This window comes from Pseudoxanthomonas sp. GM95 (genome assembly GCF_900109775.1).
Taxonomy (GTDB): domain Bacteria; phylum Pseudomonadota; class Gammaproteobacteria; order Xanthomonadales; family Xanthomonadaceae; genus Pseudoxanthomonas_A.
Genome location: NZ_FOAX01000001.1, coordinates 402,996 through 416,648, shown reverse-complemented (window position 1 = coordinate 416,648; position 13,653 = coordinate 402,996). Strand labels below are relative to the sequence as shown.

Genomic DNA, 13,653 nt, shown 5'->3' with positions numbered 1-13,653 from the left:
CCCGGCTACAATGGTCGCATGTCCCTACTGCAACTCCAGCGCCTCGACTACAGCGTCGGCGGCCCGCTGCTGCTCGAACAGGTCGAGCTTTCCATCGAATCCGGCGAACGCGTCTGCATCGTCGGCCGCAACGGTGCCGGCAAGTCCACCCTGATGAAGCTGATCGCCGGCGACATCACGCCTGACGACGGCGAAATCCGCCTGCGCTCAGGCGCGGTGGTCGCGCGCATGGCCCAGGAGGTCCCGCAGGACACCTCGGGCACCATCTTCGACGTGGTCGCCGAAGGGCTAGGCGCGCTCGGCAAGATGCTGGCCGACTACCACCACGCCCTGCACGAGGGCGACATGGACGCCATGGGCCGCGCCCAGACCCAGATCGAGGCCCACAACGCCTGGGATCTGGATACCCGCGTGCAGGCCACGCTGGACCGGCTGGAGCTGGACGGCGATGCCGATTTCGCCGCACTCTCCGGCGGCATGAAGCGCCGGGTGCTGCTGGCCCAGGCGCTGGTGCGCAAGCCGGACATCCTGCTGCTGGACGAGCCGACCAACCACCTGGACATCGAAGCCATCGACTGGCTCGAAGGCTTCCTCAAGTCGTTCGAAGGCAGCCTGATCTTCATCACCCACGACCGCAGCTTCCTGCGCAACCTGGCCACGCGCATCGTCGAGATCGACCGCGGCCAGGTCACCAGCTGGCCGGGCGACTACGACAACTACCTGCGCCGCCGCGAGGAACGCCTGCACGCCGAGGCGCAGGAAAACGCGCGCTTCGACAAGCTGCTGGCCCAGGAAGAAGTCTGGATCCGCCAGGGTATCAAGGCCCGCCGCACCCGCAACGAAGGCCGCGTCACTGCCCTGAAGGCGATGCGCCGCGAGCGTTCGGAGCGCCGCGACCTGACCGGCAACGTGCGCATGGAAACCTCCAATGCGCAGGCCTCCGGCAAGAAGGTCATCAGCGCCGAGCACATCACCCAGATCTACGCCGGCCGCACCCTGCTGGACGATGTCAGCGTCAACATCATGCGCGGCGACCGCGTGGGCATCATCGGTCCGAACGGTTCGGGCAAGTCGACCCTGCTCAAGATCCTGCTGGGCGAGCTGGCCCCGCAGATGGGCGAGGTGGAGACCGGCACCAACCTGCAGATCGCCTACTTCGACCAGCACCGCAGCCAGCTGGACGAGACCCGCAACGCGCTGGAAAACGTCGCCCAGGGCACCGACTTCGTCGAGGTCAACGGCAGCCGCAAGCACATCATCGGCTACCTGCAGGATTTCCTGTTCTCGCCCGAACGCGCACGCGCGCCGATCACCCGCCTGTCCGGCGGCGAGCGCAACCGTCTGCTGCTGGCCAAGCTGTTCTCGCAGCCGTCCAACCTGCTGGTGATGGACGAACCGACCAACGACCTGGACGTGGAAACCCTGGAGCTGCTGGAAGAGCTGCTGGCCGACTACAAGGGCACGCTGCTGCTGGTCAGCCATGACCGCGACTTCATCGATAACGTGGTCACCAGCACCCTTGTGCTGGAAGGTGGCGGGCGCGTCGGCGATTACATCGGCGGCTACAACGACTGGTTGCGCCAACGCCCGCGTGGCCGCGCTGGTTTCGACAGCGCCGGCGTCATCACCGACCGCACCCCGCAGGAACAGGTGATTGCCGCCAACGCCGCCGCAGCCTCCGCCCCGGCCGAACCCGCCGCACCAAAGAAGAAGCTCAGCTTCAAGGACCAGCGCGAGCTGGAGCAGCTGCCGGCCCGGATCGAACAGCTGGAAACCGACATCGCCGCGCGCACCGCAGCGATGGGCCAGCCGGCGTTCTTCCAGCAGGACAGCGCCACGATCGTGGCCGAGAACGAGGCCCTGGCCGCGCTCAACGCCCAGCTGGAAACTGCCTACGCCCGCTGGAGCGCGCTGGACGGCTGAGCCACCGGCCGCGCGGAAACACGCTGTTCTGCGCGGCGCACCACGCATTGGCATGACGCAAACAGGCCGCCGCCTACACTGGGCGGTCTGTTTTCCACGTTATCGCGAGGCCATGCCATGTCATCTGTTCCCTTCCTCGAAATGCTCGACGGCCGCACCATTCCGCAGTTCGGCCTGGGCGTGTGGCAGACCCCTGCCGATGAAACCGCCCGTGTCGTGGGCGAGGCCTTCAAGCTGGGCTACCGCCACATCGACGCCGCCGCCATCTACGGCAACGAGGAGGGCGTCGGCCAGGCGATCGCCGCGTCCGGCATTCCGCGCGACCAGCTGTTCATCACCACCAAGCTGTGGAACGCCGACCAGGGCTACGACAGCGCGCTCAAGGCGCTGGACACCAGCCTGGCCAAGCTCAAGCTCGATTACGTCGACCTGTACCTGATCCACTGGCCGTGCCCGGCCAACGGCAAGTTCATCGACAGCTGGAAGGCGCTGATCGCCGCGCGCGACGCCGGCAAGGTCAAGTCGATCGGCGTGTCCAACTTCCGCGTCGAGGACATCGAGCACATCGTCGCCGCCACAGGCGTCATGCCGGCGGTCAACCAGATCGAGCTGCATCCGCTGCTGCAGCAGCGCGCCCTGCGCGACTACCACCAGACCCACGGCATCCTGACCGAATCCTGGAGCCCGATCGCCCAGGGCGGCGAGCTGCTGGAAAACCCGATCCTCAAGGACATTGGCGCGCGCCACGGCAAGACCGCCGCCCAGGTGATCCTGCGCTGGCACATCCAGCTGGGCTGCGTGGTCTTCCCGAAGTCAGTCACGCCGGCGCGCATCAAGGAGAACATCGACGTGTTCGACTTCAAGCTCAGCAACGAGGACATGGCCGCCATCGCCAGCCTGGATGCCGGCAAGCGCCGCGGCCCGGATCCGTCCGAACTCAACTGATCCGCGCAGTTGGGCCAAAAAAGCCGCCTCCGGGCGGCTTTTTTATGGGCAAGCGGCGCATCTTGTGGGAGCCGATTCATCGGTGATCGGGCGTGTCCGGCAAGGCCTCATCGCCGCTGAAGCGGCTCCCACAACACCCGCCAGCGCAGGGAGTTACCAGCGCTTCCACCAGGGCTTGCGTGCAGGCAGCATTGCCTTGGGTGGGTCCAGCACCGGCGCAGCGTCACCAACGCTGATCTCGTAGAAGCCCACGTGATGCTGCGTGGCCAGGCCCTGCAATTGCGCGGACAGCGCACGCACGTCATCGGTCTCGAACACCAGCTGGATCTGGTCCCGGGCGACCTGGTGCTCGACCAGCACGTGCTGGCCGGAACGTAGTGCCGGGCGCACGCCCTCGTCCATCGGGAACTGCCGCTGCGCCTCGCGCAGATACGCGAGCAGCTCGAGCATCGTCGCGCCTGGATCGCTGGCGTTGTGTTCGGTCCAGGTCGGCACCCGCGTCCATGTCAGGAAACCCGCCGCCGTCCGCGGTGCGACCGCGGGATCGAACACCGTTACCCGGTAACGCATGGCGATCGGTCCTGTGCCATCAGCCGGTGTTCTGCACGCCTTGCGACACGCCGTTGACGCTGGCCACCAGCGCGCGCAGCAGCGCGTCGTCCTCGCGGCCGGCCGCGCGCCAGCGCTTGAGCAGGTCGACCTGCAGCAGGCTCATCGGATCGATGTAGGGATTGCGCAGGCGGATCGACAACGCCAGGCGCTGGTCGTGCTGCAGCAGCGAGTCGGCGCCATTCAAACGCAGCAGCCAGTGGCGGGTGAGTTCGTGTTCGGCTTCGATCTTCGGGAAGAACTGGCCGTGCAGCTCGCCCGAAAGCTGCGAGAACAGCGCCGCGATGCCCAGGTCGCCCTTGGCCAGCACCATCGCGATGTCGTCCAGGAAGGTGCGCACGAACGGCCAGTCGCGACCCATTTCGCGCACCGCTTCTTCGCCGAATTCTTCCACCGCCGCGGCCAGGCCGCTGCCCACGCCGTACCAGCCGGGAATCGTGGCGCGCGCCTGGCTCCAGCCGAACACCCACGGGATCGCGCGCAGGTTATCCAGCGCCGCGTCCTGGCCCAGCCGGCGCGACGGGCGCGACCCCAGCGTCATGCGCTCGATCACGTCGATCGGCGTGGCCGTGCGGAAGTAATCCATGAAGCCCTTGGCACCGACGAAGTCCAGGTAGGCGCGATTGCTGGCCCTGGAGACGGTGTCCATGATCTTGCGCCACTGCGCTTCGCGCGGTTCGGCGGCACGCGGGCGGATGCTGGAGACCATGACCGCGCCCAGTGACTGCTCCAGCGAACGCACCGCCAGCGCGCGGATGCCGTACTTGCGGTGGATCACTTCACCCTGCTCGGTCACGCGCAGGCGGCCATCGACGCTGCCGCGCGGCGACGCATCGACCGCACGCGTGGTCTTGCCGCCACCACGGCTGATCGAACCACCGCGGCCGTGGAAGAAGGTCAGCTTGATGCCGAGTTCCTGCGCGGCCTCCAGCAGTTCCACCTGGCCGCGCTGCAGGCCCCAGCGCGAAGCGGTGGTGCCGCCGTCCTTGCCGCTGTCCGAATAGCCCAGCATCACCATCTGGGTATCGCCGCGCGCGGCGAGGTGCTTGCGGTAGACCGGGTCGGCGGCCAGGTCGCGCAGGACCTCCGGGCCGTGGCGCAGGTCGTCGACGGTTTCAAACAAGGGCGCGATATCCAGCGGCACATCGCCGTGGTCGTCGACCAGGCCACCGCGACGCGCCAGCGCCAGCACGGTGAGCACGTCGGCGCGGCTGTGCGCCATCGAGATGATGTAGGCGCCCAGCGCATCGGCGCCATGCAGGCGGCGCGCTTCGCTCAATGCGGCGAACACCGCATCCAGGCGCGGATTGCCTTCGTCCTCGCTGGCCGGCAGCGTCTGTTCGCCCGAGGCATAAGGCTGCAGCAGCGTGGCGCGTGCGAGCGCGTCATGCGCGTCCCAGCCGCCATCGCCGAGCGCGGCGGCCACGGCGCGGCCGTGCACGCTGGATTCCTGGCGCACGTCCAACCGCGCCAGGTGGAAGCCGAAGGTGCGCACGCGCCACTGCAGGCGGCGCACCGCGAACCAGCCGGCATGCAGGCCCTTGTGCGCTTCCAGGCTGTCCAGGATCAGCTGCACGTCCTCGGCGAATTCGGCCGGCGAGGCGTAGCTGTCCGGGCCTTCCTCCAGGGTGGCGCGCAGGCGCGCGCGCATCAGGTCGTTGAGCAGGCGATACGGCATGTCGGCATGGCGCGGGCGCGAGCGCGCCGCGGCCTGCGGCATCGCCGCCTGGTACTGCGCCAAACGCGCCTGCAGCGCATCGCTGACCGGCACCAGCGTGGTCGACTGGCTCAACAGGCTGGCCAGCTGCCAGAGCTCCTTCAGATACCGCTCCAGCACCGCCTGGCGCTGCGCGCGCAGGGTCGCGGCGATGGTGGTGGCGTCCACGTTCGGGTTGCCGTCCATGTCGCCGCCGACCCAGGTGCCGAAGCGCAGCACGCGCGGCAGCTCCGGCGCACTGCCGTAGGTCTCGTCGAAGGCGTGTTCCAGCGATTCGTAGAACACCGGCACCACGCGATACAGCACCTCGGTCAGGTAGAAGCCGACGTGCTCGCGCTCATCGGCCACGGTCGGCCGCACCGGCGAGGAGTCGGCGGTCTGCCACGCCGCGGTCAGCGCCATGCGGAAGCGCGCGGCATCGGTGGCCGCCTCGCCCGGTGTGCGGCTGCCGTCCAGGCCGGCGACCAGGCTGGCGACCATCAGCTGTTCCTTTTCCAGCAGCGCCCGGCGCACCGCTTCGGTCGGGTGCGCGGTGAACACCGGCTCCAGGTCGATCTTTTCCAGCCAGCGCGTGGCTTCGGCCAGGTCGACGCCCTGCTCTTTGAGCTTGCGCAGGCTGGCGTGCAGGCCTTCGGGCTGCGGCGCATCGCCCTTGCGCTGGTAGTCGCGGCGGCGGCGGATGCGATGCACGCGTTCGGCGATGTTGACCACCTGGAAGTAGGCGCTGAACGCGCGGATCAGCGCCTCGGCTTCCTCTGCGTCCATGCCGGCCAGGGTGGATGCGAGTTGCTCGGTGGTTTCGCCTTTCTGGCGGCGGGCGATGGCCGCGGTGCGGATCGCCTCGACCTGCGCCAGGAAATCCGGCGAGACCTGCTCGGCCAGCATGTCGCCGACCAGCGCGCCCAGCCGGCGCACATCGTCGCGCAGCGGCAGGTCGGGCGTTGCAAATTCGGAGATCGAGGACGATGCCGACACAGTTGCAGATGAATTCATCGCGTAGACCACATTGACCGATCGCTGGGGGACGCCAAGCCTACTGCAAGGCGGACGTATTCATGCCTCGACTTTGGTGGCGGCGATATACTGCGCCGCTCGTCGAGGGGCGCTGCGACCCGGTCCGTGCCAAGGCACGCCACCAGGCCAGGCTCGGCGATTCCCACGTGCAACGGCGCCCGGCAACCGCGAGCTTTTCCCTCGCCCTTGACCGGAGCCATCTGCATGAATGCGCAACTGAAGACCTTTTCCACCGACGGCGATTACAAGGTCGCCGACATCTCCCTGGCCGATTGGGGCCGCAAGGAGCTGGACATCGCCGAGCACGAAATGCCCGGCCTGATGTCGATCCGCAAGAAGCACGCCACCACCAAGCCGCTGGCCGGCGTGCGCGTGACCGGCTCGCTGCACATGACCATCCAGACCGCGGTGTTGATCGAAACGCTGAAGGACATCGGCGCCGACGTGCGCTGGGCCTCGTGCAACATCTTCTCCACCCAGGACCACGCCGCCGCGGCGATCGCCGCGACCGGCACCCCGGTGTTCGCCTGGAAGGGCGAGACCCTGGAAGAGTATTGGGACTGCACCCTGGACGCGCTGACCTTCACCCTGGCCGACGGCACCCAGACCGGCCCGGAGCTGGTGGTGGACGACGGCGGCGACGTGACCCTGCTGATCCACAAGGGCTATGAGCTGGAGAACGGCTCCAAGTGGGTCGACGAGCCGGCGTCCTCGCACGAGGAAGGCGTGATCAAGGCCCTGCTCAAGCGCGTGGCCGTTGAGCGTCCGGGTTACTGGACCCGCGTGGTCGCCGACTGGAGGGGCGTCTCGGAAGAGACCACCACCGGCGTGCACCGCCTGTACCAGATCGCCGAGGCCGGCAAGCTGCTGGTGCCTGCGATCAACGTCAACGACTCGGTCACCAAGTCCAAGTTCGACAACCTCTACGGCTGCCGCGAGTCGCTGGCCGACGGCCTCAAGCGTGCGATGGACGTGATGCTGGCCGGCAAGGTCGCCGTGGTCTGCGGCTACGGCGACGTGGGCAAGGGTTCGGCGCACTCGCTGCGTGCCTACGGTGCCCGCGTGATCGTCACCGAAATCGACCCGATCTGCGCCCTGCAGGCAGCGATGGAAGGCTTCGAGGTCAACACCGTCGAAGACAGCCTGGGCCAGGCCGACATCTACGTCACCACCACCGGCAACAAGGACATCATCACCCTCGAGCACATGAAGGCGATGAAGGACCAGGCCATCGTCTGCAACATCGGCCACTTCGACAACGAGATCCAGGTCGACGCGCTGTACGCCTCCGGCGCTGAGCGCATCAACATCAAGCCGCAGGTGGACAAGTTCGTGTTCGCCAACGGCAACGCGATCTTCCTGCTGGCCGAAGGCCGCCTGGTCAACCTGGGTTGCGCGACGGGCCATCCGAGCTTCGTGATGTCCAACTCGTTCGCCAACCAGACCTTGGCGCAGATCGACCTGTGGGCCAACAAGGACGTGTACGAGAAGACCGTCTACCGCCTGCCCAAGCAGCTGGATGAGGAAGTCGCGCGCCTGCACCTGGAAAAGATCGGCGTGAAGCTGACCACGCTGAGCAAGGACCAGGCCGACTACCTGGGCGTGAACGTGGCCGGCCCGTACAAGCCGGATCACTACCGCTACTGATCGGCCTGCGTTGTATCGCAGCGAAATGAAAACGGGCGCCGCGAGGCGCCCGTTTTTCGTTCACGCCATGCGATGCGCCGAAGCTGCCTCGCAGGTATCCGCATTCGCTCAGGACGCCCGCAACGAAGGAAACGGCCGCGCCACGTACACGCGATCGCCGCCCTGGCGACGGGCCTGCTGCATCGCGCCTTCGGCGCCCTTGATCCAGTCGCCGGCGCCGCTCCAGCGGCCGGGCCAGATGGCCACGCCGACGCTGGCGGTGCAGTAGACCTGCGGGTGTTCTTCCAGCGTCACCTGGCGCACCTTCATCCGCACCAGCTCGCCGATCGAGGTGGCCAGATCGGCGTCGGTGCGCGGCAGCAGCAGGGCGAATTCGTCACCGGACCAGCGTGCCGGCACGCCGGCATTGCGCGCGGTCTCGCGCACGATGTCGGTCAGTGCCGCGCGGACGACGTCGCCGACCGCCGCGCCATAGCGACTGTCCACGCTCGCACCCTGATCCAGGCACACGACCATGAAGGCCGCGTGCTGGTTGTCCACCACCGGCGTGCGCACGAAGGCCGCGGCCTGTTCGCTCAGGCGCTGGCGCGTGGGCAGCTCGCCCTTGGCGCCGAGCAGGCCGAAGGAGGCGAGCTGGCGGTTCTGCTTGGCCACGCGCACCGCCAGGCGCCGACCCAGGATGCTCAGCGCCAGCGGGTAAATGCCCAGCAGCGGCAGGCAGGCGTAGATCACCCGTTCGCTCACCGAAAAATCCACCGCGCCGCCGCGCGCGACCAGCGTCACCAGCAAGGCGCTGCCCAGCGCCGCCGCAGCCCGGCGCACCAGCGGCCAGCCGCCGGCTGCATAGCGGTCGGACAACAGGATCGAGGCCATCAGCACGCACGGCAGCGCGCTGAGCTGCAGCATCGCCATCCAGAAGCCGCCAGCGGCACCGTCGAGGGTCAGGTTCCAGAGTTCGGCGCTGGCCGGACGCTTGGCGCGCCGCGCGAGCAGCCAGGCCACATGCGGCCAGGCCAGCACGTTGAGCGCGAGCGCAAACCAGATCGCGACGCTGGTCGGCGCCTGCGACAAGTGGGCGATGATCGGCAACGCGGTAAGGACCACGCCCAGCATGCGCATGCGATGCATGCGGCGGACGAAACGCTGGTCGCGCGTGGTCTGGTCGGTATCTGGCGCAGGAAGCAGACGTGGCATGACGAACCCAAAGCAGAATCTTCGGAGTTCGTGCCCCAATGCTAAAGCCCACCCTCGGCGACTAGCTCCCCCTGTCCCTATGGTGCACCAAGCGCGCCCTTCCCGTCGCGGCCGGCCGCTGCAACAGCCGTTTTATGGGCGCCAGTTGGCGTTGCGCTCCCAGAACGCCACGCTGCGCCGGTAGGCGTCGCGGTCCAGGGCCACGCCCGAGCCGCCTTCTTCCACGCCCAGCGCGTTGCGCAATATGGTGATCGGCGCCATCGGCACTTCTTCCGGCTGCGCGGTGTAGATGCAGCCGACGATGCCCCAGTCCGCCTCGATCGGTGCGCCTTCCTTGGCCAGCTGCTCGCGGCTGTAGAGGATCACCACGAAGTAGTCCGCTACCGGCGGCTCGACGCCTTCGAACCAGCGCACCAGCACCGGCAGTTCGGCCGAGTTGCGCGCCTCGTAGCCCGAGCGCAGCTGGTGCCGGTTGTCGTCGGTGATCGGCAAGGTCAGGCAGCGGGTCGAGGTCCAGTTGCGATGCACGTGCAGCTTGCAGAACGGCGCATAGCCATCGAGCACCTTCAGCGGCGGCTCGGCATTGAGGCGCTCCTCGAACTGCTGCGGCGTGCAGTCCTGGATGGCATTGCGGCGCTTGTCGCGGGGAAACAGGCGCGGACGGGCGAACTCGGTCAGGACGATCGACATGCAGGTCGGCAGGAACTGGGCGGGACAGGGTAACGGCGACCTTGGCGGTTTGCAGGTGCAGGGCCGAAAGCGACGCTTCGTGGGCGAGCTTTTGTGGGAGCCGCTTCAGCATCGATGGGGCTTCACAAGTAAAGCCATCGCTGCTGAAGCAGCTCCCACAACAAGCCAACGGCTCGGCCAGAGACAGAACCGGGAGTTTCGAAGTCGGTCCTCGGGAACCGGAAAAATCTCATCAGGTTCGTCGCGCACGCAACCAATCCATGCGTCCATCGCGATGAAGCGATATTATTCACCCTCCTTCCAGCAAGCCTGCCGCGATGACGCCCGTCAGCTTCGAGTTCTACCCGCCCAAGACCGACGACCAGCGCGCCCAGCTGGACCGCACCGCGGACAAGCTGAAGAAATACGCGCCGGACTATGTGTCGTGCACCTTCGGCGCGGGCGGCTCGACCCTGAGCTACACCTCTGAAACGGTGCGCCACCTCAAGCAGCACCACCGTTTCGACGCCGCGCCGCACCTGTCGTGCGTGGGCGGGAACCGCGAGGAAATCCGCGAGCTGCTCAAGCTTTACCGCGCGATCGGCTGCAAGCGCATCGTGGCGCTGCGCGGCGACCTGCCCTCGGGCATGGGCCACGCCGGCGACCTGCGCTACGCCTCGGACCTGATCGCCTTCATCCGCGCCGAGCACGGCGACGCGTTCCATCTGGAAGTGGGCGCGTATCCGGAAACCCATCCGCAGGCCAGCGACGCGCTGGCCGATCTGAAGCACTTCAAGGCCAAGGTCGATGCCGGCGCCGATGCGGCGATCACCCAGTACTTCTACAACGCCGATGCGTACTTCGGCTTCGTCGATGCGGTGCGCAAGCTGGGCGTGGAGATCCCGATCATTCCCGGGATCATGCCGATCTCCAACTTCAGCCAGCTGCGCCGGTTTTCCGAGCAGTGCGGCGCCGAGATCCCGCGCTGGATCGCCAAGCGCATGGCCGCCTATGGTGACGATGCCGATTCAATTCGCGACTTCGGCGCCGACGTGGTCGCGCAGCTGTGCGAGAAGCTGATCGCCGGCGGCGTGCCGGGCCTGCACTTCTACACGCTCAACCTGGCCAAGCCGAGCCAGCTGGTGCTCAAGCGCCTGGGCCGCGGCTGAGCGAGCAGGCGATACCGACGGCCAACCGTCGGTCAGCCACGCCGGGTTAGGCTGCGTGCTGCGATGCGCCCGACTGCCCTGCTCCCCTTGCTGATGATCGCCGCGGCTGTCGCGGTGTCGGCGCCTGCCTGGCTGCCGCAGGCCCACGCGCAGGCCGTGCATCGCTGCACCGATGCCAGTGGCGCGGCGGTGTTCACCGACCGGCGCTGCGAGGATGTGGGCGCGGCCAGTCGCGTGATCCGGCCGCGCCTCAATGCGCAAGGCCAACCGGCTGCGCCGCTGCACCTGGGCTGCCCGCGCAAACTCAGCGACCTGGTCCAGCAGATCACCGGCGCGATCGATGCCAACGATGCCAACCGGCTCGCCGCGCTATACCAGTGGAATGGCATCTCCGACGCCTCGGCCAACCGCCTGCTGGATCAGATGGAGACCATCGTGCGCCGGCCGCTGGTGGACATCGCGCCGATCTTCCCCGCGGTCGAACCGACACCGGTGCTGGATGCCAACGGCCAGGTGATCGACGCCAATGCCGACGGTTATTTCCCCACGCCCTCGCCGCCGCAGAAACCGCGCCCCGTCGGCCTGCGCCTGCAGCAGACGCTGGCTAACACCAGTACGCCGTCGAGCACCGTACTGGGCATTCGCCGTAGCTACGACTGCTTCTGGATCACGCTGTAAGGCGCCGCGTCCGGCTCAGTCGGCCGGGCGGAACCGCAGGGTCGCGATCACGCCGCGTTCGATGCCCGGGCGCACGTTGACCTGCCAGCCGTAGAGTTCGCACAGGCGGCTGACGATCGACAGGCCGATGCCGCCACCCTGCGAATGGCCCGCATGGGTGCCGCGATAGCCGCGGTTGAACAGCTTGGCTGCGTCTTCCTCGCTCAGGCCCGGGCCGGAATCGATCACTTCCACCGCGTCTTCCAGCACGCGCACGACCACGCTGCCTTCCTGAGTGTACTTGACCGCGTTACCGATCAGGTTGCCTAGCGCCACCGACAGCGCCGCATCGGGCGCGTCGATGACCAGGTCCTGGTTGCCTTCCTGGACCAGCTCGAGCGGCTTGCCGCCGATCTGCGCGCGATGCGAATCCAGCAGCTGGTCGGTCACCCGCGCCACATTGCAGTTGCCCTGCCCGCGCTCGTTGCGCGAGAGCAGCAGCAGCGAGCCGATCAGGTCGGTACAGGCCTGTTCGGCGCGCTGGATGCGCAGCAGGCGCGCCTGGATCTTGGGCTCCAGGTTCGGCCGGCCCAGCAGTAGCTCGGTCGCGCCGCGGATCACGGCCAGCGGCGTGCGCAGCTCGTGGCTGACGTCGGCATTGAACTCGCGGTCGCGCTGGACCACTTCGGTCAGGCGGTTGGAATAATCGTCCAGCGCACGCGCCAGCTCGCCCACCTCGTCCTCGGGGAACAGCGGCCCCAGCTGGGTCGGATTGCTGCTGCCGCGGTACGCGCGCAGGCGCGTGGCCAACTCGGACACCGGGCTCATCACCCGCGAGGCCGACCACCAGCCGATAATCAGCGACAGCAGGGTGAACAGCGCCACCGTGCCCCACAGCGTGCGCTTGAACTGCACTTCACCCAGTGCGACCTGGCCCATGTCGTAGGTCAGGTAGAACCACGCCGTCGGCGTCTTGCGCACGCCGATCCGGTAGGAAAACGGATTGCCGTTCTCGTCGGTACCGGAAAACGGGTGGATGCCGTCCTTGAGCTTGTACCAGTCGGGTTTTTCCTGGGCCAGGCGCGGCAGGATGTCGACCGGATACAGGTACCCCTTCATCTGCTGGACCGGCGCGGCGGTATTGGTGCCGCCACTGCTGACGAACCGCCGCCAGGATTCCTCCAGGTTGCGGTTCATCACGTCTTCGACCAGCTGGTTTTCCACGCGCTGGCGCGCCTGCACCGCCGCAAAGGCGAACAGCACCGTCAGGCAGAAGCCCAACAGCACGAACGACCAGACGATGCGGGTGCGAAGGCGCCGGCGGAACTTGCGTGCACGCGCGGCACCGGGCCGCGCGGCAGGACCGGACTCAGGCTTCGGGTGCGGCGATGCGGTAACCGATGCCATGGCGGGTCTGGATGTACTGGGTCTCGAACGGCTTGTCGACCACGGCGCGCAGGCCATGGATGTGCACGCGCAGCGAATCGGAATCGGGCAGCTCTTCGCCCCACACGCGGGTTTCCAGTTCCTGGCGCGTGACCACGGCCGGCGAGGCTTCCATCAGCGACTGCAGGATCTTCAGCGCGGTCGGGTTGAGCTGCAGCAGCTTGCCGCCGCGGCGCACTTCCAGCGTGTCCAGGTTGTATTCCAGGTCGCCCACGTCCAGCACGCGGGTCTGCACGCCCTTGCCGCGGCGCGAGAGCGCGTTGAGGCGCACTTCCACTTCCTGCAGCGCGAAGGGCTTGATCAGGTAATCGTCGGCGCCGGAATCAAAGCCGGCCAGCTTGTTGTCCAGGCTGTCGCGGGCGGTAAGCATCAGCACCGGCGTCTGCTTGCGCGCTTCGTTACGCAGCTTGCGGCAGACCTCCAGGCCATCCATGCCCGGCAGGTTGAGGTCGAGCACGATGGCGTCGAAATCATGGACCACGGCCAAGTGCAGGCCGGTCACGCCATCGGCGGCGAAATCCACGGTATGGCCGCGGTCTTCCAGGTAATCGCCCAGGTTGGCGGCGATATCGCTGTTGTCTTCAATCACGAGGATGCGCATGTCAGCAGGCCTCCTGCACACGGATGGCCTGGCGCGGGGAGCGGCGGCACATCGGAAAAATG

At 67.5% G+C, this 13,653-nt stretch carries 11 protein-coding genes and 1 riboswitch; of the genes, 5 read left to right on the top strand and 6 right to left on the bottom strand.

All coding sequences use genetic code 11. The annotated features are described in order from the left end of the window. Window positions 1–18 precede the first annotated feature (18 nt). The gene (locus BMZ17_RS01865; RefSeq protein ID WP_093134684.1) at window positions 19–1,923 is read left to right on the top strand and encodes an ATP-binding cassette domain-containing protein; all 1,905 of its coding nucleotides are present in this window, start codon (window positions 19–21) and stop codon (window positions 1,921–1,923) included. A 117-nt stretch (window positions 1,924–2,040) separates the two neighbouring features. Next, on the top strand, window positions 2,041–2,868 hold the full coding sequence (locus BMZ17_RS01860; RefSeq protein WP_093134681.1) for an aldo/keto reductase: 828 nt from the start codon (window positions 2,041–2,043) through the stop codon (window positions 2,866–2,868). 153 nt (window positions 2,869–3,021) lie between these two features. Here the strand turns inward: BMZ17_RS01860 and BMZ17_RS01855 are convergent, their stop codons facing one another. Both BMZ17_RS01855 and ppc read right to left on the bottom strand, forming a co-directional pair. After that, window positions 3,022–3,438: a hypothetical protein gene (locus tag BMZ17_RS01855; protein ID WP_139202773.1), complete on the bottom strand. Its 417-nt coding sequence runs from the start codon at window positions 3,436–3,438 to the stop codon at window positions 3,022–3,024. Between the two features lie 19 nt (window positions 3,439–3,457). After that, window positions 3,458–6,187, bottom strand: a complete 2,730-nt coding sequence (ppc, locus tag BMZ17_RS01850; RefSeq protein ID WP_093134675.1) for a phosphoenolpyruvate carboxylase — start codon at window positions 6,185–6,187, stop codon at window positions 3,458–3,460. 98 nt (window positions 6,188–6,285) lie between these two features. Beyond that, window positions 6,286–6,375: riboswitch (S-adenosyl-L-homocysteine riboswitch) on the top strand. A 37-nt stretch (window positions 6,376–6,412) separates the two neighbouring features. On the opposite strand from ppc, the gene ahcY reads away from it, so the two are divergent. Continuing rightward, entirely contained in the window at window positions 6,413–7,855 is a 1,443-nt protein-coding gene (gene ahcY, locus BMZ17_RS01845) for an adenosylhomocysteinase (RefSeq protein WP_093134670.1), read from the top strand. A 108-nt stretch (window positions 7,856–7,963) separates the two neighbouring features. Here ahcY and BMZ17_RS01840 read toward each other — a convergent pair whose 3' ends face one another. Together BMZ17_RS01840 and BMZ17_RS01835 are read right to left on the bottom strand one after the other, a co-directional pair. Next, window positions 7,964–9,049 carry an MASE2 domain-containing protein gene (locus tag BMZ17_RS01840; protein WP_093134665.1) on the bottom strand — a complete coding sequence of 362 codons (1,086 nt, stop codon included), beginning with the start codon at window positions 9,047–9,049 and terminating at the stop codon, window positions 7,964–7,966. A gap of 132 nt (window positions 9,050–9,181) precedes the next feature. Then, window positions 9,182–9,739 carry a DUF3228 family protein gene (locus tag BMZ17_RS01835; protein WP_093134660.1) on the bottom strand — a complete coding sequence of 186 codons (558 nt, stop codon included), beginning with the start codon at window positions 9,737–9,739 and terminating at the stop codon, window positions 9,182–9,184. A gap of 317 nt (window positions 9,740–10,056) precedes the next feature. Between BMZ17_RS01835 and metF the strand changes: the two genes are divergently transcribed. Together metF and BMZ17_RS01825 are read left to right on the top strand one after the other, a co-directional pair. Further along, window positions 10,057–10,887 (top strand): methylenetetrahydrofolate reductase [NAD(P)H], encoded by an 831-nt coding sequence (gene metF / locus BMZ17_RS01830; RefSeq protein WP_093134656.1) that lies wholly within the window; start codon window positions 10,057–10,059, stop codon window positions 10,885–10,887. A gap of 63 nt (window positions 10,888–10,950) precedes the next feature. Continuing rightward, entirely contained in the window at window positions 10,951–11,565 is a 615-nt protein-coding gene (locus BMZ17_RS01825; protein ID WP_254775165.1) for a DUF4124 domain-containing protein, read from the top strand. A gap of 15 nt (window positions 11,566–11,580) precedes the next feature. Here the strand turns inward: BMZ17_RS01825 and BMZ17_RS01820 are convergent, their stop codons facing one another. Both BMZ17_RS01820 and BMZ17_RS01815 read right to left on the bottom strand, forming a co-directional pair. After that, a complete protein-coding gene (locus BMZ17_RS01820) occupies window positions 11,581–12,951 on the bottom strand; it encodes a sensor histidine kinase (RefSeq protein WP_093134648.1) in 1,371 nt (456 codons plus the stop codon). Then, window positions 12,914–13,591 (bottom strand): response regulator transcription factor, encoded by a 678-nt coding sequence (locus tag BMZ17_RS01815; protein WP_093134644.1) that lies wholly within the window; start codon window positions 13,589–13,591, stop codon window positions 12,914–12,916. Before BMZ17_RS01815 ends, BMZ17_RS01820 begins: the two co-directional genes overlap by 38 nt. Window positions 13,592–13,653: the final 62 nt, after the last annotated feature.

Bases quoted from the DNA above. Each gene is read 5' to 3' on its own strand.
- BMZ17_RS01840 (WP_093134665.1), bottom strand. From the start codon at position 9,049: ATGCCACGTCTGCTTCCTGCGCCAGATACCGACCAGACCACGCGCGAC.
- BMZ17_RS01865 (WP_093134684.1), top strand. From the start codon at position 19: ATGTCCCTACTGCAACTCCAGCGCCTCGACTACAGCGTCGGCGGCCCG.
- BMZ17_RS01825 (WP_254775165.1), top strand. From the start codon at position 10,951: ATGCGCCCGACTGCCCTGCTCCCCTTGCTGATGATCGCCGCGGCTGTC.
- BMZ17_RS01820 (WP_093134648.1), bottom strand. From the start codon at position 12,951: ATGGCATCGGTTACCGCATCGCCGCACCCGAAGCCTGAGTCCGGTCCT.
- ppc (WP_093134675.1), bottom strand. From the start codon at position 6,187: ATGAATTCATCTGCAACTGTGTCGGCATCGTCCTCGATCTCCGAATTT.
- BMZ17_RS01835 (WP_093134660.1), bottom strand. From the start codon at position 9,739: ATGTCGATCGTCCTGACCGAGTTCGCCCGTCCGCGCCTGTTTCCCCGC.
- metF (WP_093134656.1), top strand. From the start codon at position 10,057: ATGACGCCCGTCAGCTTCGAGTTCTACCCGCCCAAGACCGACGACCAG.
- BMZ17_RS01855 (WP_139202773.1), bottom strand. From the start codon at position 3,438: ATGCGTTACCGGGTAACGGTGTTCGATCCCGCGGTCGCACCGCGGACG.
- ahcY (WP_093134670.1), top strand. From the start codon at position 6,413: ATGAATGCGCAACTGAAGACCTTTTCCACCGACGGCGATTACAAGGTC.
- BMZ17_RS01815 (WP_093134644.1), bottom strand. From the start codon at position 13,591: ATGCGCATCCTCGTGATTGAAGACAACAGCGATATCGCCGCCAACCTG.
- BMZ17_RS01860 (WP_093134681.1), top strand. From the start codon at position 2,041: ATGTCATCTGTTCCCTTCCTCGAAATGCTCGACGGCCGCACCATTCCG.